Below are 22,700 nucleotides of genomic sequence, written 5' to 3' on the forward strand. Positions count from 1 at the left end.
AATAACCGTGTTTTTTCATCCTCACTACTTATAAAAGCAAATAATTCATAACTTTAATGTGCATTTTTTAACTAAAAAAATAAGTGTATATAATATAGCCTAAAACTAGCACTAAAATTACTAGCGCTGTACCTTTCCAATTCATACCACCTGTCATATCAACTGGACTACCGGATTCAGCTCTGTTTAATCCATCCTTTAAAGAACCGGTAGGATTATTTTTCAATTCACTTTGCCTTATACATTCTCTTTTTTCTTCTGGTGACTCTTTCTTCATACGATCACCTCCAAATGAATACACGCTTTACTAAATTATACATTATTACTTTTCTTTTATATGCCCACTGAAAAGATATTTACAACAAAAAAAGCTAGCAATGCTAGCTTTTTTTTAGCCCTATATGTTCTTCTTTATTTACAGTAATTCCTCTATGATCGATTTCTAGCTCACACACTTTCATAGACGTAAATACTCTCGCTAATTGCTCAGCAATTTCTTGACGTTTATCATATGGTGTCAATATAAAAATGGATGGGCCTGCACCGCTAAGCGCTGTGCCGTATGCTCCAAATTCTTTTGCACATTTACGAATAGATGGTAATAACGGGACGAGTTCTAAACGATACGGCTCGTGAAAATGATCTCTTTCCATCATTTCACCTACAACTTCCCACTTCTTTTGACAAAATGCAGCTACTAATACGTTGCTGATTGCACTAGCCTTAACTGCTTCATGAAATGGAAACACATCTGGTAATACAGATCGGCTTTCATCTGTATTTAACTCTTCATTTGGAATAAGAGAAATTACACCTAATTCCTTACTTTCAATTCTTACAACCGAAACATTCTTTCCATCAAGTGCTCCGATTACAGTTCCTCCTAATATAGAAGCAGCAACATTATCTGGATGTCCTTCAAAATTTGTAGCAATTTGAACTTTTTGATCAGTTGTTAAGTTCAAATTGCCAAGTTGATTCGCAAGCTCTATCCCTGCTACAATGGCTGATGCACTACTTCCTAGACCTCTTGTTAGTGGGATATTACTAGTAACCTCTATTATATGGGGTAATAAAGAAGGACTCACTTTACATGCCGTGCTAACGATTAAATTTTTATCGTCTGTCGGAATTGACTCTTCAAAGGAATGGATTACTTGCCATTTATCAGCTTTTTCTTTTACCACTACATCTAAATATAATGACAAAGCTATTCCTACTGAATCAAATCCAGGTCCAACATTCGCTGTACTAGCAGGAACACGAATACTTAATGGTATCACGACATAATCACCCCTTTTATATGCTCTTTAATTTGTTCTATATTATTTGAAACACTTGCAATATCTAATGTATTAGAAGAGATTGCGATATCAGGATCTTTCAACCCATTTCCAGTTAAAACTGCAACAACTGTCTCTCCTTTTTTGATTTTTCCCGATTGAACATGTTTAATAACGCCGGCTAATGAAGCATTTGATCCTGGCTCAGCGAAAACCCCTTCCGTTTTTGCTAATAATCTATACGCATGTAAAATTTCTTCATCTGATACCATATCTATTTCACCATGAGACTGTTCAGCAGCCTCTACTGCATATGACCAACTTGCTGGGTTACCGATGCGAATCGCTGTTGCAATTGTTTCAGGTTCTTCAATGACATGTCCTTTTACAATAGCAGCTGCTCCTTCCGCTTCAAACCCGTGAATTCTTGGCTTCTTATAGCCTTTTTCTTTCTCATATTCACAGAAACCTTTCCAGTACGCTGTAATATTTCCAGCATTTCCAACAGGAATCGCTAAAACATCTGGTGCACTTTGTAACTGATCACAAATTTCAAACGCTGCTGTTTTTTGCCCTTCAATTCGATAAGGATTCACTGAGTTTACTAATGTAATCGGCTCTTCAGCAGCAATATTTCTTACAGCCTTAAGTGCATCATCAAAATTTCCTTCTATTGAAATGATTTCAGCTCCATAGGCGACTGCTTGCGCTAATTTTCCATGTGCAATCTTTCCTTCAGGGATTACGATTATACATTTCATTCCAAGGCGTGCCGCGTATGCTGCGGCCGATGCCGAAGTATTACCTGTTGATGCACAAATAATTGCCTCCGAACCTTCTTCTTTCGCCTTCGCAACAGCCATTACCATACCACGATCTTTAAAAGAACCTGTCGGATTCGCTCCTTCATACTTACCGTATAACTGAATTCCTAATTGTTTTGATATATTTAATAACGGAATAAGCGGTGTATTTCCTTCCATTAAGCTCACATCAGGTGTATTTTCATTCACCGGTAAATAAGAAGCATACTGTTTTAATAATCCTTTATACATATTGTTTTTCCTCCTCAATAATGTAATAACTGTTTATTTCACTTGCGACATCTTCTATCGCTCCTAGTACTCGTTCGAATTGATACTTTGAAGTTTGATGTGTCACAACAACGACTTCTGCAAGTTCACGATTTAAAGGTAATTGAATAACTTCTTTTAAACTTACAGAACAATTGACGAAACATTCTGTTATTTTTTGCAACATCCCAGGTTCATCTCGTAATGAAATACGTAAGAAATATTTCGAAACGACTTCTTCATCTCCTTGTAATTCATACGGTTCTGGTTCTTTTAACGCACTTTTATTTTTCGGAACTTGATTCATACTTTTAACGATTGAAATAATATCACTTACTACAGCAGAACCAGTTGGTAACTTCCCAGCTCCAGGTCCGTAAAACATTACTTCTCCTACTGCTTGACCATGAACATATACTGCATTAAATTCATTATTTACATTCGATAATGGATGATGACTTGGTAAAAGCGTCGGTTCTACACTTAAATGAATGGCTGACCCTTGTTTCTCTGCTTTACCAATTAATTTCATAGTAAATCCTAACTTTTCAGCCATTTGTAAATCTTCTTTTTCGACCTTTCGAATCCCTCTTACTTGCACATCATCTAAAGAAACATTCATCGAAAAACCTAAGTTTGCAAGAATGGCTACCTTTCTCGCCGCATCTAACCCATCTACATCCGCTGTTGGATCCGATTCTGCGAAACCTAATTTTTGTGCTTCCTGTAAAGCCTCTTCATACGACCATCCATTTTGACTCATCTTTGTTAACATGTAATTTGTTGTTCCATTTACAATTCCCATTATTTTTTCAATTTGATCTGAAGCTAATCCGTCTGTTAATCCTCTTAACACCGGAATACCGCCCGCTACACTTGCTTCATAACATAAATCACAATCATTATCGTTCGCCACTTGGAGAAGCTCTGCACCGTATACAGCCATTAAATCTTTATTTGCTGTTACGACATGTTTTTTATTTCGTAAAGCCTTAACAATATGTTGCTTTGCTTCTTCAATTCCGCCCATTACCTCTACTACAATATCAATATTTGGATCATTTAGAACTTCATCGACATGACTTGTTACTACGATTCCATCAATGCAAACATCACGTTCTTTTTCTAAGTCACGTACAACGACTGTCTTTACCTTCACTTCATACCCTGTATCAAGTTTAATTTTTTTATAATGTTCTTTCAAAATATGGACAACACCACTTCCGACCGTACCTAAGCCTAACACCCCAACATTAATAACGTTATTCATTTTCTAATCTCCTCCTACAATTTTATTTTTTATCTCTATCAATCACCTTGCTCTGCTTTTTAATCATGCAGGTGGTGGTTATTTCCGTACGTACAAATCGTTTCATTTTACTGCACCTCCTTTCAAAGTAAAAAAACACACTCATCCCTAGGAAAGGGACGAATGTGTTTTCGTGGTTCCACCCTTGTTCCAATCCAGACTTAACTCCTTCTAGATTGCTCAAGTTCAGATAACGGCTGATTCCGTCAATAATTACTAGATTACTCGTTCACTATTGAAGTTCAAAGGTGGTAAAATCATTTCTCGTGTTAGGAAGCTCACACCCTTGGCTTCCCTCTCTGTAAACCGTAAAAATGATTCCGTGTCCTTATCGTTACTTTTTCGTTCATGTTTATTTGTTAACTCATTATACTCGTATAAACAACAAAATCAATACTATTTTTTAATTATTTTTAATTTTCAATCCCTAATTCAATAAAAAAACACACTCATCCCTAGGAAAGGGACGAATGTGTTTTCGTGGTTCCACCCTTGTTCCAATCCAGACTTATTTCCTTCTAGATTGCTCAAGTTCAGATAACGGCTGATTCCGTCAATAATTACTAGATTACTCGTTCACCATTGAAGTTCAAAGGTGGTAAAACCATTTCTCGTGTTAGGAAGCTCACACCCTTGGCTTCCCTCTCTGTAAACCGTAAAAATGATTTCATGTCCTTATCATTACTTTTCGTTCATGTCTATTTGTTAACTTATTATAGTTATCAACTTTTTAAAAAGCAAGCCTATTTTTACTAACTATTTTCAATATCATTTTTTATTATATTTCACAATAACATTTTACAATTGCCGCTCGATTTACCTATTTTGCTATTTCTCCATTTTGTAAATCAACAGTTCATATATAAATATCCCATTCTAAAATACGTAGATATTCACCTTACAAAGATATATTAATAAAGTTTTTTAATACAATCTTTTCGTATAACTTTCTTCTAAAGAACGTGCAACATCTTCTTCTGAAGCATTCACTTTCGCATGCTCCAGCAACATTTTTGCTGCTGAAGGTAATTCTTTTTTATTTAACCAAAATTCTGAATCCCACATCTTAGAACGAATAAAAGCTTTTGCGCAATGAATATAGCATTCCTCTATTTCAACAACAATTCCAAGTAACGGATTGCGTCCATTTGCCTGCATTTCTTGCAAAATTTCTTCATCGTTTGTAATGAATGCTCGGCCGTTTATTCGGAGTGTCTCCCCAAGACCAGGGATCAAAAAGAGTAACCCTACGTGCGGATTTGAAATAATATTCAAAATGGAGTCTATACGACGGTTGCCTGGTCTTTCTGGAATAATAATTTTATTATTATTTAATACGTATACAAATCCAGGTGCGTCTCCTCTCGGCGAAGCATCACACTCTCCTAATTTATTTGCAGTAGATAATACTAGAAAAGGAGATTTAGACAGAAAATCTATGCAATGATGGTCTAATGATGAAATAACTTTTTTCAAAGCTCGCTCACTTGGTCGCCCCAATATTTTTCGTAACTCTTCCTCTGTTGAAATAATCGATTTTATTTCCTTATTCTCTATCCCCACTTATACTCACCCTTTTTCTTTATTTTCCCAAAATTCAATACAAATATTGTATAATAAAATTTGCAGAAAGGGGAATTTAAATGACAGAGTGGTTAACAATATTTGATACTGAAAGAAATATACTTGGGAAGAAATTACGTGATGAAGTGCATCGTGACGGTGATTGGCATGAAACATTTCATTGTTGGTTTGTAGAAAAAGATGCTGAAGATATGTTTTTATATTTTCAATTACGCTCTAAAAATAAAAAAGAAGCTCCGAGTATATGGGATATTACTTCAGCTGGACATATTATGCATGATGAAGATGTACAAATTGGCGGTCTTCGTGAAATTGAAGAAGAACTAGGACTTTTCTTTCAAACTACCGATTTAGCATACAAAGGTATCTTTAAAATAGATTATGAAATTTCAAATCTTACTGATCGTGAATTTTGTCATATGTATTTTCACAATGTCATCAATACACTTTCATTTGCACCAGGTGAAGAAGTAGACGATGTGATGAAAGTACATGCAACTTCTTTTCTACAACTATTAAAAAGAGAGATTTCATCTTTTACGGCTATTTCTGTTTTAAGAAATAAACCGATAACAATAACATTTGAAGATATTTATCCATATGATCTTGCATACTATGAATTTGTTATAGAAAAAGGAAAAGACTTACTAGAAAATCATAGTTTATAAATAAAATAGGACTCCCATTTTAAAGTACTTGGGAGTCCTATTCTTTATAGTGGATGATTGACAATACCCGACCGATTTAAATTCCAGTTTATTTTCTCTCTTTCGATGTTTGGAACATACTTGGCAGCGTTACAAAGCGTGCCCCTTTCGTTTTTAACTGCGGAATAATTTTGTCTAGTGCCTCTACAGATCCTTGCAAATGCCCACCTGGAGTCGAATGCTGGAGTATGACACTGCCAGGAAATGAATTCCCTAACACATTATTTGTAATCGTATCAGCGCTTACTCCTTTCCAATCAACCGTATCAACACTCCATTGTACAATCATAAAATTTTGCTCTGTTGCCCACTTCAATTGATTTTCAAGTATTTCACCGTATGGCGGACGAATAAATTTCGGTGCATAACCAGCTAAACGATTTAATATTTCTTCGGTTTTCATAATTTGATTACGGTACTCAGCATCATTTACTTTCGCTAAATTTGGATGGCTATACGTATGATTGCCAATTACATGCCCTTCATTCGCAATACGTTTTACTACATTCGGAAACTTTTCTGCATTTTCACCAAGCAAGAAGAAAGTCGCCTTCACATTATGTTGTTTTAACTTATCTAAAATTTCCGGCGTAAATTCTAAATCTGGTCCATCATCAAATGTAAGAGCGACTTCCGCTTTATTGTACGGCCCTGAAAATGCGTACGCATATTTTTCGACCCACGAAAATGGTGTCCACGATCCACGCTCATATGCTTTCATTTGTACTGTATATTTTTGAGGGATATATGTGTATGGCAATGAGCTCATATAGTCTCCATAATAAAATGAGTGATATGGCATATAGGCGTACGAAACATCTCGTTCTAGTCCCCATTCATATGGGGCAAACATTTCTGACGAATAAAAATAATACATGATAAAAACCTCCCTAAAATTTCATATGTGATTCATCTGCACTTTGTTAGAGAAATTATTATTCATGAACAAAAATAAGACTGTCCATAATTAGGACAGTCTTACTGCTTTATACAATTAATAAATCGATGCACTATCTTTCGGCAAAGCTTTTACATGTTTTAAATAGCTCGTCACTCTGTCATCATCACCTTGCGGGTATTGATACCCATATGTGTTAGCAATTTCATTCGCTACTTCCCTAAATAAATTACCCATGACAAAGAATGACTCCCATATGTTTTCATATTCTGCATTAGAAAAAGTTCTTTTAAATTGCTCCCACATATCTTTTTCAATATATTGCTCGAAATGCTTCCCAAACTTTCCTGCATTACCTGTAAAGTCTGTTTTCATACCAATATGCCATTCTAGCATTACGATGAACATATCTCGTACTGGATCATCAAGCATCCCTTTCGCATAAGAAAGTTCTTCTCTCCATAGTCCTTTTGCCACATTCGTACTACACCACCAAAATTCATTACAGCAATCTAAAAACTCTTTTTCTGTAGGCTTTTTTATTAAGTAATCTTTATCGCTTGCTGGTGGAAATTCAACAATACAATTATCTTTATCAAGAAGCAGTTTACTTAAACTATCTTGTCCAACAAACTTATTTATCAAATCAAATGGAACGAGCGTTAAATCAATTCGATTTCCATCCATAAACTGCATTAAATACGGAAAATTCCCGTCTTCGTCCGCTGGAATTAATGACATTTCTTCTGGCATTTGTACAATCATTATTTCTCCAAATCTATGAATCCAATTATGATTAGACGTAAAAGATTGTATATCATTTACAACATACATAATATCATAGTCTTGAAAACAATCTCTTTTCACATTTGGATTTACACGTGATCCATTCATGATAACTGCTCGGATTCTTTCATCCTCTTTTGCTGTATTTATAATTAAGTCTAACATTTCTTTTTCAGTTCTCATCTATTCCTTACCTCCAATTTTTATATAAACTTATATTTCCAAGTATGTTGGAGGTCCACGAGGTAGCTGTGTTGTACACGATACATGTTATAATTTTTGAAACATCTTTTTCATCTTTTTACCACCTTCCGTCATTCTTTTACGACTACCATCACAAACCCATCGTATCCTTTACTTCCGACAGTTTGAAGCGCAGTAGCACTTACACGTGGCTCTGCAGCTATTAATTCATAGAAGCGACGTATCCCTTGTACGCGAGGATCGTTACTCGTATTGTCAATAACTTCTCCTTCACGTACTACGTTATCACCAATAATTATAGTACCAGGGCGTGATAGTTTCAGTGCCCATTCAAAATAAGTAGGATTATTTTGTTTATCGGCGTCTATAAAAATAAAATCAAATGGTTCATAATTCTCATTTTCGATTTGCTGTAAAGAATCTAAAGCTAATCCTGTTCGCACTTCAATTTTATCATTCAAATTGGCACGCTCAATATTGCTACGTGCAATTTCAGCATGCTTTTCACTTGCCTCCAATGTAACAACTCTGCCTCCTGATGGCAATCCCCTTGCAAGCCATACCGTGCTATATCCGCCTAGAGTACCAATTTCCAAAATGTTTCGAGCTCCTTGAATTTGTACTAATAGTTGCAAAAACTTCCCTTGCGTTGGCGATACATCATGTGCTGGTAAATTAGCTGCAGCGTTTGCTTGAAGTACTTCTTCTAATGTAGAATCTTTCGGTATTAATACATCACTCACATATTGATCAACAGCCGTCCATTTCTCAATCGTACTCATGTAAATACCATCCCTTTCAATACTTTTCTACTATTCACATATTATTATACCGAAAATTATGTCTCATAAACAAAAATAAAGAAGGGACATCTACTCCATTACAGAATAAATATCCCTTCTTTTGTTTATGAAATTATCCCTTACGGATTAGTAGACCAAAGTCCTGCTGATTTAATAAATGTACGTTTATTTAATTTCAGCTGCGCTACGATAAACTCTGCAATATCTTCTGCTTGCATTACTTTATCTGGGTTTCCATCAGTTAACCCTAAATCTACAGCCATATCAGTTGCTACTGTACTTGGAGTTAAAGCTGTTACACGAATGTTATGTTTGCGAACTTCCATCGCTAACGATTCTGTTAAGCCAAGAACACCAAATTTAGAAGCACTATATGCACTTGTTACAGGTGCACCTTTTTGTCCTGCTGTAGATGAAATGTTAATAATATCACCAGATTGTTGTTCAATCATACTTGGTAAAGCTGCACGAGTTGCATAGTATACACCCATTAAGTTTACTTGAATGATTTTTTCCCAATCAGCAACATCTAGTTCTAAAAACTTACCGAATTTAGAAATACCAGCGTTATTAATTAAAATATCGATAGATCCTAAACCGCTTTTTAACGTCTCAATCGCAGTAGTCACTTCTTCGTATGAAGAAACATCAGCAGTCGCAATAACAGCTTTTACGCCTTCTGCTTCTACTTCTTTCGCTACAGCTTTTAAGTTTTCTTCTGAACGAGCTAAAAGACCTACATTTACGCCCTCTTTCGCTAATGCGATTGCTACAGCGCGACCAATTCCTCTACCTGCTCCTGTAATTAAAGCATTTTTACCTTGTAATAATTCTGCCAAGTATAACACTCCTTAATCATCTCAGTTATGTATTATATTAAAATTGTATCTGTGTTTATGTAAAAAGGCAATGATGCACTTTCATGTGCGTAGGTTACTTATAGGTAACTATGGAAAGTTTTTATTGATAAGTCTCATGTTTTTGCCATAATTCATGTAAAATAAAAATAAATCCAGCATAGGAGAGTGTATGTGTATGAAAAGAAAGAAATGGTTCTTGTCACTAACTGCAGTCGGACTATGTATCATATTTTTGGCTATGTACTTTATATTTGGTAATCCACTACATTATAAAGTAATAGAAAAAGATACTAGCGACTATCTCTATACTATACAAGGCTATAAGCAAAAAGAAATACAAAGCATAACCGGAAAATATACTCCCATTTATAATATCGGCTATTATGCAGAGGTAGTATATAAAGACGAACCTTATTTTACATACTCTTATACATACGATAATAATAAGAAAATAATACAAGACAACGGCATTTTAGGAAGACATACTGAGTCATTTAAAAACCTTAATTTAAACTGGTCATTGTTTGACGAGTTAGTAGACGGTATCCATACTAACTTGCAAGAAAGAGGTTTAAGCGAAAAGAAAGATTATTCTATACGCTATGTTCAATTCATTGATATCGATGATGATACAAACGGTGCAGAAGCATATGTTGACTTTAAGAAAGATAAAGAATCAGATTATTCATACCGTATGAATGGCCAAGGAACAGCTTATCAATATAGTTGCAGTAACGGGGAATGTATTTTTAAAGAAAAATAGTGTTAGAAGATATCCTCCTAACACTATTTCTCTTCATAATTCGAAATACACACAATAAATTCTGTTCCATTCCCTTCCTCACTCTCGACTTTTATTTCTCCTTGATGAAGGTCAAGTACCTTTTTTACAATGGCCAAGCCTAAGCCACTTCCTCCATAAGCACGATTGCGTGAAGAATCTGCTTTATAAAAACGTTCAAAAATATGTTGTTTCTGTTCTTCAGATATACCAATCCCAGTGTCACGAATACGTATTTCTACGAATTTCTCATGTTCTTGTAACTGAATTGTAATTGTGCCACGACTTGGAGTAAATTTAATACTATTATGAATTAAATTAATCCACACTTGACTCATACTTTCTTGATCCGCAATTATATGCACTTTTTCTAAATCAAGGTCTAATTCAATTTCTTTTTCAGCCCAGAGCGGTTCACTATTTAACACAGTTTGCTTTAACTGTTGATCTAATCGGTAAGTCACTCTTTCTGGTGTATACTCTTCCGACTCTAAAAGAGTTAGTTTCAGTAAATTTTGGCTTAGTTTAGATAATCTCGTCGTTTCCGTTTCAATAATGGTAAGATAATGCTTTCGTTTTTCCTCGGAAAGATTGTTATCTTGTAGTGCTCTAGCAAATCCTTTTATAGAAGTTAAAGGTGACTGTATTTCATGAGAAACATTCGATACAAATTCCTGGCGCATTTTCTCCATCGCATTCAGTTCATCTGTCATATCATTTATACTTTTTACGAGTACACCAATTTCTCCATCATACTTTTCTTCATTTCGTATTTTTACGGAGAAGTCTCCTTTTGCAATTTTTTGTATCGGTTCAATAATAGTCCAAATCATTGCCTCTCGTTTTGGTCTCATTAATATCCCAATCAATGTCCAGATAAGAACAATAAATACAAAACCGACCATATCACTAATTAGAAAGGCCACAAACGACGATACGTTTACTTCAAAAGCATTCAATATACTAGTTGCTACATAAAATGCGATAGACCAAATTATAGCGAGAAAAGAGAAAAGCGCTAATACCGCTCCCGTTACTTTCAACATCTTCAACTTACTCATTCGTTCTCTTTTTCTCATTTACTTACCTCTAAGCGATACCCTAATCCTCTTATCGTTTTAATACTAAACTTCGACTTCTCTTCTTGAAACTTCTCACGTAGTCGATTAATATGAACGTCTAGTGTACGTTCATTTCCTTCAAAATCATATCCCCATACATCTTCAATTAACTGCTCTCTCGCACAAGTTCTTCCTGCTTTAGAACCTAAAGTAAAGAGCAATTCGAATTCTTTTAGCGGTAATGTGACTGTTTGTTCTCCGGCTGTAACTTCAAATGTTTTACGATTTAACAGTACATTCCCAATTTGAATCGATTGCGACACTGTAATTTGGTAACGTTTCAATAACGCCTTAACTCTCACTACTAGTTCTATAGGATCAAATGGTTTTACAAGATAATCATCCGTGCCAAGGTGAAATCCTTTTACTTTTTGAGACGTTTCCCCTTTAGCAGTTAGCATTAAAATCGGGATATCATAGTATTTTCTTAATTCAAAACATACATCAAATCCATCCATATTCGGCATCATGATATCAAGAACAACCATATCAACTTTTACTTCGTCTATTTTCTGAAGTGCATCTAGTCCATCAATTGCCTCATATGTTTGAAAACCTTCTCGTTCTAAAAATACAGAAACAAGTTCCCTAATATGCGGATCATCGTCCACTATTAAAATGTTAGGTATCAAAGAAACCATTTCCTTTCTAATTCGCATCCTTTATAAAACTTTTAAAAATGAATCATTAGTGGAGTAAAAACCCCACTGATGATTCATTTTATAATACGCCCTCTTTAATTTTCAATTGTTGCGTTGCAAATTCACGATACATATCATGTGTCTGTAATAATTCATCATGTGTACCGCTTCTTGTAAGATTCCCTTTTTCTATAAAGATAATTTTATCTGCATCCACAACAGTAGAAAGTCTATGTGCAATAACTAATGTTGTTCTGCCTTTCATTAAGTTATTTAACGCTTTCTGAACGACAGACTCTGATTTACTATCTAGACTGGAAGTTGCTTCATCTAACATAAGAATTTGTGGATTTCGAAGTAACGCTCGAGCAATTGCAATTCGCTGTCTTTGCCCTCCAGAAAGCTTCACACCACGCTCTCCAACTTCTGTTGCATATCCGTTTGGCAAATCATGAATAAATGCATCAACATATGCCATCGCTGCTACTTTTTCAATTTCTTCATCTGTTACTTCACCCTCAACACCGTAGCAAATATTATCACGAATTGTCCCATCAATTAACGGACTATCTTGTGAAACATAACCAATTTGACGTCGCCATGATTGCAATGAATAACTCGTAATTGAGTCTTTTCCTAATTTAATGGCACCGCTAGTTGGCTCGTAAAAACGTTCTAATAGTGAGAATAACGTCGTTTTCCCGCTACCACTTGGTCCTACAATCGCTGTTACTTTTCCTGATTCAATTGTGAAATCAATATTCTTTAAAACTTTCTCTTCTTCGTTATACTCGAAATGTACATTTTCAAGAACGATTGGCTGCTTAGCATTTGTGACTTTCACACCAGTTTCATGATCTTCTACTTCATATTCTAAAATTGTATTAATTCTTTCCGTTGCACCAATTGCCTTTTGGAATTGTGTAAAGAACATAGATAATTGACTCATCGGCATTATAATTTGAACTAAATATAAAATAAATGCTACTAGTTCTCCTGTTGTTAATACACCGCTAGAAACTCGCATTCCACCATACCCTACGATAATAACAAGTAATGCCATTAAAACAAACGACATAACTGGTGAAATTAACGCTTGCACTTTTCCCTCTTTCAAGCCAAATTGTAATAGCTTTTCAATACCTTTATTTCCAGTTTCATATTCCTTTTTTTCTGTGTTCGAAGATTTCACTAAACGAATTTCTGATAACACTTGTGTTAATACACTAGTAAAAGAAGCCGTTTCATCTTGAAGTGCTTTTGAAATCTTATACATTTTTCGTCCAAGTGGAACTAAGATAAGTACTGATAACGGAATAACCGTTAAAAGTAAAAGTGTCATTTTCCAATCTAAAACAAATAGTACAATTAATGATCCAACAATTGAAATACCGCCTGTTAATAAATTTGACAAATGCTCAGAAATTAACGTTTTCACAACTCCTGTATCATTTGTCATACGGCTAATTGTATCGCCTGTTCTATTTTGATCATAATAAGTTACCGGTAAAATAAGCACCTTTTTCCACAAACGTTCTCTCAGTCCAGCTACAATCTTCTGTCCTATATAATTTAGTAAATATATAGACAATCCCGCGGCTATAGTTTGCATAATAAAGAATGCAATTAGCCCAACAATTTGTCCTGTACTAATTGACGAAAGTGAAAAATTATCTACTAAGCCCTTCGTTAACATCGGTATAAATAAACTTGCTCCAGTAGAAAGTAAACTCATTAATAACGCAAAAGCAAGAATCCCCTTTGGAGGATTTGTATCTTGAATAAGGCGTAAAAACTGCCTCCAGCTCCCTTTTTTCTCCATCTCATTTCTAACTTCCATTTTTGTTCATCTCCTCGTGTTCAACCAAACTGTTCTTTCTAAAAGTAGAATACAATACAAATGTAAACTGAATGTAAACACACTTTTTCTGTTTTTACAAAATATACATACAAACGCATCTTTACAACAGATATAAATATCTGATATTATTACCTGGTACTTAATATTATTCTATGTGAATTATAGATAACTAATTTACAATACTGTATAAATCTCCCGTTATTGAAAGGAGTATCCTTTTTGCAAACAAATATACATTCCGAAAAGGAAACAATCATTTTTATTCATGGATTAGTCGGCAATCGTCGTGCCTTCAAAAAAGAGCATAAGCGATTTTCCGCCTCTTACAACATTATTACTTATGACTTATTAGGTCACGGCGACGATAAAGGAGAAGCTATCGAATTTTCACTACAGCGCCTCGTAGATCAACTATTGAAATTATATGAAAAAGAAGGTATTACAAAAGCTCATATTTGCGCTCTAAGTTATGGCTGTTATATCTCTACAATTTTTGCACAAATGCACCCAGAAAAAGTATTAAGCATTTGTCATATTGGTGGACATTATAATAATCCATCCCTTTTATATAACGTATTTCAAAAATTTTGGGAGAAGCGCGGAGACGAATACTCTAAATGGCTCTCTCAATATGCAAATACCATTTTTCCAAGTGGCATACTAAAGGCAAATCCGTTCGCAGTCATTTCAAGAAATATTTATTACCGTTTCGGATTGCAATTACATTCATCAATTATTTCCCAATCATTACGGCATCGTTTAGAATTCGATTTAAAATCTAAATTAAAATCACTTCCCCACCCTATATTATGGGTAATGGGTGAACATGATCATCTCTATAAATCTTGTCTTTTTGATTTAAAGTCCGTTCTTCCTAACGTTTTATATAAAGAAATACCGTTAGCAGGACATGCAGCAAACTTATTTCGTCCCAACTACTTTCATGACCTATACGCTCGATTTTTAAATGGGAAGTTACAGTAAAAACTACTACATTCCCAATTTACTCAACTATAAAAAGGCTTCCCAAGTTTCCCTGGAAAGCCTTTTCTCTATACGAAAAGTATATAAACTACTTTTTCTTAGTATGCTTTTGTGTAACCTAACATGTGCTTGCTCCAGTAAGAGTTACTTACAGAACTAATACGTACACCAGTTGCATCAGTTTCTGCACTAATGAACTGACCGTTTCCTAAGTAAACACCCATGTGAGAAGGACCTGATTTATAAGTATTTTGGAAGTATACTAAATCACCTGGTTGTGGATTGCTAGTTTTTGTTTTAGAGCTCCAGTATCCAGCAACTGTTTGACGAGCGCCTTTATGACCAGTTTGATTTAATACGTAGTGAATGAATCCACTGCAGTCAAAACCAGCAGGTGTTGTACCAGCAGTTCTGTATGGTGAACCATTTAATGATCTAGCGAATCCAGCGATTGAAGATGTATCTCCACCTGTTGTTGGTTTTTGTACGTCTTTACCTGGTTGTTGAACGTTATTTGTAACGTTATTGTTATTTGTAACGTTGTTTACTCCGCCTTTTACAAACTTAACGAAGTCTGCACTTACGTAACCTGTACGGCCGTTATGGTTAATTTTGTACCAACCATTTTCAGCGCCAGTAACGTTTAATACTTTACCTTGTGTTACGCCACCGATTACAGCGTTGTATGTAGCTGGGCCTGTACGTACTTTTAAAGCACCAGTGTTAACAACATAAGAACCACCAGTTTGAACTGTAGTAGTATTGTTGTTTGTAGTTGGTTGTTTTGTTTCGTTAGATACAGCAGAACCACCTTTTGTTACGAAGTCTTTGCTTACGTATCCAGTTCCACCATTGAAGTTGATTTTAAACCAATCTTGTACTTCTCCAACAACTTGTACTGTTTTACCTTTATTTACAGAGCCTAATACTGTATGAGATGTACTTGGGCCTGTACGTACGTTTAGTGAAGAAACGTTTACTGTGTAAGTACCAGTTCCTTGTTGAACAGTAGTTCCTGTTTTACCACCAGTCGTTACGAAGTCACCACTTACATAACCAGTTTGACCGTTTACAGTTACTTTGAACCAACCGTTTTCTTGTCCAATTACTTGTAGTACTTGACCTGATTTCACTTTAGAAATAACGTTATGTCCTGTACCAGCACCTGAACGTACATTTAATACATCAGCTGTTACCGTGTATTTTAATTCAGAAGTTGTTTCTACCTTTTTTGTTTCAGTTACAGTCGTTTGAGTTTGAGTTTGTCCATTAATTTCTTTTAGCGCCTCATTTGAAACTTGTGCCTGAGCAGAATCCATACCTGGAACTGCAACACCCACTACAGAAGCTGCTGCTAAACCTGCAATTACTTTTTTCATAAGTTGTCTTTACTTCCTTTCCCTACTATCCTCTTAAAAAAACTTATAAACTTAATACATTACAATATTATCAAAGTAAAATATTCATTAAGTTCCATTTTTTAACAAGAGTTTTATTTTTCACACAGAGTTCATTTTAAACGAATGAAGTGAATTCCGTGTGAACTTCATGTGAACTTTACCATTAAACTTATTGTTTTTGCAATGCTTTTTTCAATTCTCTTATGTATTCCATTGAAAATTCGACATTTCATTCATTATCTTAATATACATTTTCTATCCACTTTGAAAAACTCTATTCATCGAATCCAATGCAAAGAATGTATTTTCTAGTAAAGTCCCTTACATAAAGCATACTCTTATCATGACAAAAAATGCTTTTTTAATCAATAGTATAATATTTTCAGAAAACTTTTTTTGATACTATCTATCACTTATAAAAGATTTGACGATTTGTAAGATTTAACTTCAAAAATTCTGTTCTAATTTGGCGAAAACACACACACCACTGCCTATTTTTCACTAACTATGGAATTTATAGGATATTTATATTATCATATATATAGTGGTATTTTAACCAATACAAATTTTATTTACCCTACACTGAAACCTATGGAACTTTTACAGGGCGGTACATTGAATTTTGAGATGGAAGTCTTATTGCCCGCAAATAATAGGATTAAAAAAGGAGGTATATTTACGAAAAACATAATAGATGATCCTATAAATAAAAATATAGAATTGTACTCTGCTTTTTTTCAATTCGTTTCAATTATTACCTTACAAAAAATATCAACTATTGAAACACGTAAAAACGAATTAAAAGATCAGATGAAAAATTCCTATCAAAAAAATCCTTATTACTTATAAAAGGTGAACAGGTTGTATCCCTGTACACCTTTTATCTCGCATTATTTATAAATTTTCACACGATTTTCTAAAGGTTGGTATTCTTTTTCACCTGCAGGTACCACCGGTTTACCAAACGGCATTTGCGCAGTAAGTTTCCAGCTTTCTGGAACTTCCCATTCTTTTCTCACTTCTTCATCAATTAATGGATTGTAATGCTGCAATGTAGCACCAAATCCTTCAATTTCTAAAGCTGTCCAAATTGCAAATTGTAACATTCCTGAGGATTGCTGTGACCACGTTGGGAAATTCTCTTTGTATAATGCAAAGTTTTCTTGCAGTTCTTCCACTACTTGACTGTCTTCAAAGTATAAAACCGTTCCATAACCACTTTTAAATGCATTCATTTTTTCTTCAGTAGATGCAAAGTTATTTTCAGGTACAATTTTTCGTAACGTTTCTTTCGTAATATCCCATAACTTATCATGTTGTTCTCCTAGCAAGACGACAACGCGGGCGCTCTGAGAGTTAAAAGCTGAAGGTGTATGTTTTACAGCATGATAAATCACTTCTTGAATTTTTTCATCAGAAACTACTTGCTCTTTACTAATCGCGTAAATAGATCTTCTGTCTTCAATTGCTGTGTAAAAATCTTTTGCCATCATAATTCCCTCCAATTTTCATTTGAGGCTTTTTCATATGTATACATCATGTTCCGCCTCTTAAAACTTATCATTAATAAGCTTCTAACTTTATACTATCAACAAACAATAATAAACTCAAATAATAACACTCACATTTTTTACCTTTTTACTTCCTAATACTAACAATAAAAAGGCAATTTATTGTTACCGATAATAAGTAACAACAAATTGCCTTGCTTATATGATGATCCAACTCAGTATTTCACTTAATTAACTAAGCCAAAAGCATAAGACATTAGCTTGTTCGTCTCTGTAAAACGCTGCGTTTTACCTTTCGTTCCCATTACAACAGTAATAATACGAGTATCACCTTGTTTTGCTGTACCCGTAAAACAATACCCCGCGCTATCTGTAAATCCTGTTTTTAATCCGTCTATTCCTTCTATATATAAAGCTTTATTATTTTTGTTTAACATATCATTTGTACTTATAACATTAATATTATTAAATGCTAACTGACTTTGACGTAAGTGAGTCACTTCTAATATTTCTGGATAGTCTTTTATTAGATGATACGCCAAGTTTGCTACATCAGCAGCCGTCATCTTCGTCTCACTTCCATCAGGTTCTTGTAGTCCTGATGCATTTGCGAATTTAGCATAATCCGACATTTTTAACTCCTTCGCTTTTGCATTCATAAGCTGAACGAAATCTTTCTCCGTCTTAGCCATATGTTCTGCTAAAGCCACAGCCGAATTATTTGCCGATTCAATCATTAATGCATGGTACAAATCTTTAACAGTCAATGTGTCATTCACTTGGACTGGGATTCTCGCACCCTCTGTTTGTGCCGCTTTCGTACTCATTTTCACCGGATCTTCCCAGCGAACTTTCCCATTATGTACATTTTCTAATAGAAGATACGCTGTCATCATCTTAGACATGCTTGCTGGCGCAAAAGCTTCTTTTTCATTGTGTTGATAAATAACTTCTCCATTACTCGCATCAATAATCATAGCTGCTTTTGCATCAATTTTTGGTGGTATGTACTTTGGTGGCACTACTTTTTCAGCTAATCCTGTTTTAGGTAGTTCTGCCACCTGTAAAGGTTGTCCCTCTATATTTGTTGCACTCTTTTGAGTTCCTTGGAATAAGAACCAACATATCCCTAAAATAATGACTACTAGGATCGTCAGCCTTCCCCATTTTAACCGCTTCATTTCAAAACTCCTTTAGCAAACCTTTTATACACTCACGTTTAACCATAACAATAATTACTTTATATCGTCAAGGTAAAAAGCATATTTATTCATCTAATACATTTATGTTACACTAATTATACCGAAATATAAGAATATTCAATGACAATATTAGAAACTCATAATTCAATAGAAAGGATTCTTACGATGCTACTTCCAAAACCATTAAAATACGGAGACACAATCGGCATTTATTCGCCCTCTTCACCAGCAACCTACACTTCTCCTAAAAGATTTGAACGAGCGAAATCTTATTTACAACAGAAAGGATTTCACATATTAGAAGGTTCACTAACAGGTCGATATGATTATTATCGCTCCGGCAGTATACAAGAGCGTGCCGAGGAACTGAATGCTTTAATAAGGAATCCTAATGTATCTTGTATTATGTCAACAATTGGCGGTATGAATTCCAATTCCTTATTACCTTATATTGATTATGATGCTTTTCAAAATAACCCTAAAATAATGATTGGCTATTCAGATGCAACAGCTTTATTGCTAGGGATTTATGCCAAAACAGGAATCCCTACATTTTACGGTCCGGCACTCGTCCCCTCCTTTGGAGAATTTGAGCCTTTTGTAGATTATACATACAATTATTTTGTAGAAACATTACTACATGATCAATCGCTTCCTTACAACATAAAACAGCCTTTATTTTGGTCAGATGAATTTATTAATTGGGAAGTGAAAACGAAAGAAAAAGAACTTAAACCAAATAATTGGATTTCCGTAACAAATGGACAAGCTACTGGACGTATTATTGGAGGGAACTTAAATACAATAGAAGGAATTTGGGGTAGTCCTTATATGCCATGTATTCAAAATGGGGATATTTTATTTATTGAGGATAGTTCAAAAGATGCAGCTACTATTGAAAGAAGCTTTTCATTACTTAAAGTTAACGGCGTATTTGATAAAGTTTCAGGTATTATTCTTGGAAAACATGAGCAGTTTGATGATTGTGGTACAAATCGCAAACCTTATGAAATATTATTAGAAGTACTGCAAAATCAAAGAATTCCTTTATTAGCGGACTTTGATTGTTGTCATACCCATCCGATGATCACTATGCCGATAGGTGCTCAAGTGAACATGGATGCAACTAATAAAACAATACATATTTTAGAACAATGGAAGATATAAAAAAACACTTATATTATAGGAAGAAAATATTATAAACTTTTCCATTAGAAAACATAAAAAAGCTCCGTTCATCACAAACGGAGCTTTTTTATTATTGTCCTAAATTTTGAACCTTCTCTTTCAAATCACGAACTTGATCAATCGTCTGCATAAGCTCAGAGTTTTTAAATTGCTCTACATCCACTTTTCCTTCTTCTATCTTCGTCATTGCCGTATCAATTAATATATTTAACTTTTCGTTATATCCGACGATTTGCTGATGAAGATCCTTTGCTACATCAGGTGGTGTTAATTCATTGAAAGCGGGTATATCTTGTTTAATTTCACTAAGCTTCGTTTCTAACTCTTTTCGAGCTTCGCTATCATTAACAGCCTTTTCAGCTAATGCTGGTGCATCATTTGCAAATGCACTTATTTCATTTACATAGTCTGTCGCTTTTTGAGCATAATCTATGGAGTTCTTTCCTTGCTCTACTAGTGAACATCCCATTAAACCAATTGAAACTATACATACTAATAAAATTGATTTGATTTTCATTTTAGACTCCCTTCGCCTTTATAATTGTCTGCAATTTTCTCTATGCATAACTTCTAGCTAAATTACTTATAACCTTTTTCAAATAGCTATTTACCCTCTTACATGCCCTATTATCGTTACAGCATCTATTTCTATATTTACGCTAATAATATCTTCAATTATATCCATATATCCTTGTCCTATAGCTGTTCCATAGTGTAATGTAAGCCCCTTCTTTTCATACACTGACTTTGGCACCGAAAAAATAAACCTCCTCAAGTTACTTTCATCAGCTGGTTCCATAATTAAAACAATCCCATCCTCATCAAACATATATGCTCGCCCTCCAACTTTACATTCACTATGGCTCAGTATTGCCTTTGTCAGCTAAATTTAAAACATAATAAGTTAAGATACAACTTTGCTGTATCTTAAAAATAAAAAACATTAATTCTTTTTTGTTAAGAATTAATGCTTTTTAAAAAATCATTTTCTGACTCTAGCATCTTTTTTTGACGAGGTTTTATTTTTTTTACGGGAACTCCAGCATAAATATACCAATCATCTAAACTCTCTTTTACCATACTCATCGCACCAACTGCTGTGCCTTCTCCTACAGTTACATTTGGAAAAATAATAGAATCAGCACCAATAATCGTATGCTTTTTTAAAATAACTTTTCCTGTTTTCACATTCCTATATTGATTCGGGACAGTTGGCCCCATTAATGTATTTCCACTGAAATCATCTAGTACTGCATATACGATTGTTTTAGCTGAGATATTTGCAAAGTCATACATTTCAATCCCAACTTCCCCTCCATATAACGCTGTATACGCTGATATATGCGAATAACTTCCAATTGTGATTTTACCACTTAAAATACAAAAATCATCAATTCTTACATTATTACCAACTGATATAACACCTGGATTATATATACTTGCTTTTTTACTAATCAATACATTTTTCCCAACAGATAAAAATCCAATTTTCTTTAGCTCTTCTTGACTATAAAAACTATTCATCTGCCGACACCACCTTCTGCCCTAAACAGATTACAATTTGTTCTACTATTTCTTTCGTCATTCCTTCCCATAAAGGTAAACTTACTATTCGTTTGGCTATTTTATTCGTTTCTATTAAATCTGTAGACTTATAAGTTCTAAAAAGAACTTGTTGGTGGCATGATGGTGAAAAGTATAATCTAGCTTCTATTTTCTGTTTTTTCAGTTCTTCAATTACTTGTATGTTGTGAACTTCTTCCGGACAAAGAATAGGCATAAATTGTTGAATAACTGCTTCTGTCTTTTGGAGTTTCCATCCTTTTTTCATTAATCCATTACTTTGTAACAATTGTTTATACCATTCAGAAATACGGGTGCGTTCTTTTAATTTTTGATTCCATTTTTTCATAGTCGCAATCCCAACAGCTGCCGCATATTCAGACATTTTACAATTAAACCCCATCATCGTACATTCACGATTTTTATCAAATCCGAAATTACCCATTCTTTTAATACGTTGTATATCTTCTTCCTTTTTACTATATATGAGCCCTCCTTCACCAATTCCGAACGGCTTTGTTGCATGAAAGCTATATACGATCATACCACTAAAATCCTGACCGTAATGCATACTTCCATTCATTAACCCAAATCCCGGTGCCGCATCTACGACAACCGGAATACCCTTTTTCTCTAATTCTTCATATTTTTCTAAGTCCATCCATGATCCAAAAGTTGCGTACGGGACAACAATCGCAACCTCTTCTTTTAATTCTTCAATCTTATCCCAAAGTACTGTTTTATCCATATACCAATCATCTATTGAAATATCAATAAAATAAGGTTCCAATCCACACCAAATAGCCGCTAATGGAGTCGCAGGGAATGTAAAACTAGGCATGAGGGCATATTTTCCTTTTCTTCTTTTGTAACTACTCAGCTTCCTCACGGAAGCTTTTTTAATTTTACTAGTTTCATATGCCTCTCATTTGTAAATACTG

At 34.5% G+C, this 22,700-nt stretch carries 23 protein-coding genes, 1 pseudogene and 2 other annotated features; of the genes and pseudogenes, 5 read left to right on the top strand and 19 right to left on the bottom strand.

The window, feature by feature from the left end:
- Positions 1 to 67: 67 nt before the first annotated feature.
- The 5 genes from JDS99_RS17040 to JDS99_RS17060 all read right to left on the bottom strand — a co-directional run bounded on the left by JDS99_RS17040 (position 68) and on the right by JDS99_RS17060 (position 5,228).
- Positions 68 to 277, bottom strand: a complete 210-nt coding sequence (locus tag JDS99_RS17040) for a DUF6366 family protein (protein ID WP_199695410.1) — start codon at positions 275 to 277, stop codon at positions 68 to 70.
- Positions 278 to 380: 103 nt separating this feature from the next.
- Positions 381 to 1,283, bottom strand: coding sequence for a homoserine kinase (gene thrB / locus JDS99_RS17045; protein WP_098856703.1), 903 nt, complete (start codon positions 1,281 to 1,283; stop codon positions 381 to 383).
- Positions 1,280 to 2,338: a threonine synthase gene (gene thrC / locus JDS99_RS17050; RefSeq protein WP_000276442.1), complete on the bottom strand. Its 1,059-nt coding sequence runs from the start codon at positions 2,336 to 2,338 to the stop codon at positions 1,280 to 1,282. The genes thrB and thrC overlap by 4 nt, the downstream gene beginning before the upstream one ends.
- Positions 2,331 to 3,626 (bottom strand): homoserine dehydrogenase, encoded by a 1,296-nt coding sequence (locus JDS99_RS17055; protein ID WP_098856702.1) that lies wholly within the window; start codon positions 3,624 to 3,626, stop codon positions 2,331 to 2,333. Before JDS99_RS17055 ends, thrC begins: the two co-directional genes overlap by 8 nt.
- Before the next feature lie 151 nt (positions 3,627 to 3,777).
- Positions 3,778 to 4,009: a binding site (T-box leader), on the bottom strand.
- Between the two features lie 115 nt (positions 4,010 to 4,124).
- Positions 4,125 to 4,356: a binding site (T-box leader), on the bottom strand.
- A 233-nt stretch (positions 4,357 to 4,589) separates the two neighbouring features.
- Positions 4,590 to 5,228 (bottom strand): pyridoxamine 5'-phosphate oxidase family protein, encoded by a 639-nt coding sequence (locus tag JDS99_RS17060; protein WP_088608616.1) that lies wholly within the window; start codon positions 5,226 to 5,228, stop codon positions 4,590 to 4,592.
- An 80-nt stretch (positions 5,229 to 5,308) separates the two neighbouring features.
- On the opposite strand from JDS99_RS17060, the gene JDS99_RS17065 reads away from it, so the two are divergent.
- Complete coding sequence (locus tag JDS99_RS17065; protein ID WP_149213432.1) at positions 5,309 to 5,917, top strand: NUDIX hydrolase; 609 nt, start codon at positions 5,309 to 5,311, stop codon at positions 5,915 to 5,917.
- Between the two features lie 88 nt (positions 5,918 to 6,005).
- On the opposite strand, the gene JDS99_RS17070 is transcribed toward JDS99_RS17065, so the two are convergent.
- The 4 genes from JDS99_RS17070 to JDS99_RS17085 form a co-directional block, all read right to left on the bottom strand.
- A complete protein-coding gene (locus JDS99_RS17070; protein WP_149213433.1) occupies positions 6,006 to 6,833 on the bottom strand; it encodes a peptidoglycan-N-acetylglucosamine deacetylase in 828 nt (275 codons plus the stop codon).
- Positions 6,834 to 6,950: 117 nt separating this feature from the next.
- Positions 6,951 to 7,823: an aminoglycoside 6-adenylyltransferase gene (locus JDS99_RS17075; protein WP_199695411.1), complete on the bottom strand. Its 873-nt coding sequence runs from the start codon at positions 7,821 to 7,823 to the stop codon at positions 6,951 to 6,953.
- A 131-nt stretch (positions 7,824 to 7,954) separates the two neighbouring features.
- Positions 7,955 to 8,626, bottom strand: coding sequence for an O-methyltransferase (locus JDS99_RS17080; protein ID WP_098856698.1), 672 nt, complete (start codon positions 8,624 to 8,626; stop codon positions 7,955 to 7,957).
- 140 nt (positions 8,627 to 8,766) lie between these two features.
- Complete coding sequence (locus JDS99_RS17085) at positions 8,767 to 9,486, bottom strand: 3-ketoacyl-ACP reductase (protein WP_026591950.1); 720 nt, start codon at positions 9,484 to 9,486, stop codon at positions 8,767 to 8,769.
- A 196-nt stretch (positions 9,487 to 9,682) separates the two neighbouring features.
- Between JDS99_RS17085 and JDS99_RS17090 the strand changes: the two genes are divergently transcribed.
- A complete protein-coding gene (locus JDS99_RS17090; RefSeq protein WP_131933543.1) occupies positions 9,683 to 10,270 on the top strand; it encodes a DUF3139 domain-containing protein in 588 nt (195 codons plus the stop codon).
- Positions 10,271 to 10,293: 23 nt separating this feature from the next.
- On the opposite strand, the gene hitS is transcribed toward JDS99_RS17090, so the two are convergent.
- From hitS to JDS99_RS17105, 3 genes are all read right to left on the bottom strand, one after another.
- Complete coding sequence (hitS, locus tag JDS99_RS17095; RefSeq protein ID WP_199695412.1) at positions 10,294 to 11,367, bottom strand: envelope stress sensor histidine kinase HitS; 1,074 nt, start codon at positions 11,365 to 11,367, stop codon at positions 10,294 to 10,296.
- Complete coding sequence (hitR, locus tag JDS99_RS17100; protein ID WP_217993520.1) at positions 11,364 to 12,041, bottom strand: response regulator transcription factor; 678 nt, start codon at positions 12,039 to 12,041, stop codon at positions 11,364 to 11,366. The genes hitS and hitR overlap by 4 nt, the downstream gene beginning before the upstream one ends.
- An 88-nt stretch (positions 12,042 to 12,129) precedes the next feature.
- Positions 12,130 to 13,890, bottom strand: a complete 1,761-nt coding sequence (locus JDS99_RS17105) for an ABC transporter ATP-binding protein (protein ID WP_199695413.1) — start codon at positions 13,888 to 13,890, stop codon at positions 12,130 to 12,132.
- 240 nt (positions 13,891 to 14,130) lie between these two features.
- Between JDS99_RS17105 and JDS99_RS17110 the strand changes: the two genes are divergently transcribed.
- Entirely contained in the window at positions 14,131 to 14,895 is a 765-nt protein-coding gene (locus tag JDS99_RS17110) for an alpha/beta fold hydrolase (protein ID WP_088063066.1), read from the top strand.
- 98 nt (positions 14,896 to 14,993) lie between these two features.
- Here the strand turns inward: JDS99_RS17110 and entFM are convergent, their stop codons facing one another.
- Positions 14,994 to 16,274, bottom strand: coding sequence for an enterotoxin EntFM (gene entFM / locus JDS99_RS17115; RefSeq protein ID WP_000755539.1), 1,281 nt, complete (start codon positions 16,272 to 16,274; stop codon positions 14,994 to 14,996).
- Positions 16,275 to 16,922: 648 nt separating this feature from the next.
- Between entFM and JDS99_RS17120 the strand changes: the two genes are divergently transcribed.
- On the top strand, positions 16,923 to 17,144 hold the full coding sequence (locus JDS99_RS17120) for a hypothetical protein (RefSeq protein ID WP_199695414.1): 222 nt from the start codon (positions 16,923 to 16,925) through the stop codon (positions 17,142 to 17,144).
- A 41-nt stretch (positions 17,145 to 17,185) separates the two neighbouring features.
- Here JDS99_RS17120 and JDS99_RS17125 read toward each other — a convergent pair whose 3' ends face one another.
- Complete coding sequence (locus tag JDS99_RS17125; protein WP_170968397.1) at positions 17,186 to 17,788, bottom strand: nitroreductase family protein; 603 nt, start codon at positions 17,786 to 17,788, stop codon at positions 17,186 to 17,188.
- Between the two features lie 245 nt (positions 17,789 to 18,033).
- Complete coding sequence (locus JDS99_RS17130; protein WP_088121899.1) at positions 18,034 to 18,987, bottom strand: D-alanyl-D-alanine carboxypeptidase family protein; 954 nt, start codon at positions 18,985 to 18,987, stop codon at positions 18,034 to 18,036.
- A gap of 186 nt (positions 18,988 to 19,173) precedes the next feature.
- Between JDS99_RS17130 and JDS99_RS17135 the strand changes: the two genes are divergently transcribed.
- Positions 19,174 to 20,175 carry a S66 family peptidase gene (locus tag JDS99_RS17135; RefSeq protein WP_098088445.1) on the top strand — a complete coding sequence of 334 codons (1,002 nt, stop codon included), beginning with the start codon at positions 19,174 to 19,176 and terminating at the stop codon, positions 20,173 to 20,175.
- Between the two features lie 91 nt (positions 20,176 to 20,266).
- Here the strand turns inward: JDS99_RS17135 and JDS99_RS17140 are convergent, their stop codons facing one another.
- The 4 genes and pseudogenes from JDS99_RS17140 to JDS99_RS17155 all read right to left on the bottom strand — a co-directional run.
- Positions 20,267 to 20,713, bottom strand: a complete 447-nt coding sequence (locus JDS99_RS17140) for a DUF6376 family protein (RefSeq protein WP_088608623.1) — start codon at positions 20,711 to 20,713, stop codon at positions 20,267 to 20,269.
- A 90-nt stretch (positions 20,714 to 20,803) separates the two neighbouring features.
- On the bottom strand, positions 20,804 to 21,025 hold the full coding sequence (locus JDS99_RS17145; protein ID WP_087982911.1) for a hypothetical protein: 222 nt from the start codon (positions 21,023 to 21,025) through the stop codon (positions 20,804 to 20,806).
- Positions 21,026 to 21,153: 128 nt separating this feature from the next.
- Complete coding sequence (locus JDS99_RS17150; RefSeq protein ID WP_088608624.1) at positions 21,154 to 21,720, bottom strand: acyltransferase; 567 nt, start codon at positions 21,718 to 21,720, stop codon at positions 21,154 to 21,156.
- A pseudogene (locus tag JDS99_RS17155) lies at positions 21,713 to 22,627 on the bottom strand (aminotransferase class I/II-fold pyridoxal phosphate-dependent enzyme); the annotation flags it as partial. The gene JDS99_RS17150 and the pseudogene JDS99_RS17155, both read right to left, overlap by 8 nt.
- Positions 22,628 to 22,700: the final 73 nt, after the last annotated feature.

This window comes from Bacillus cereus group sp. N6 (assembly GCF_016483705.1).
Taxonomy (GTDB): domain Bacteria; phylum Bacillota; class Bacilli; order Bacillales; family Bacillaceae_G; genus Bacillus_A; species Bacillus_A wiedmannii.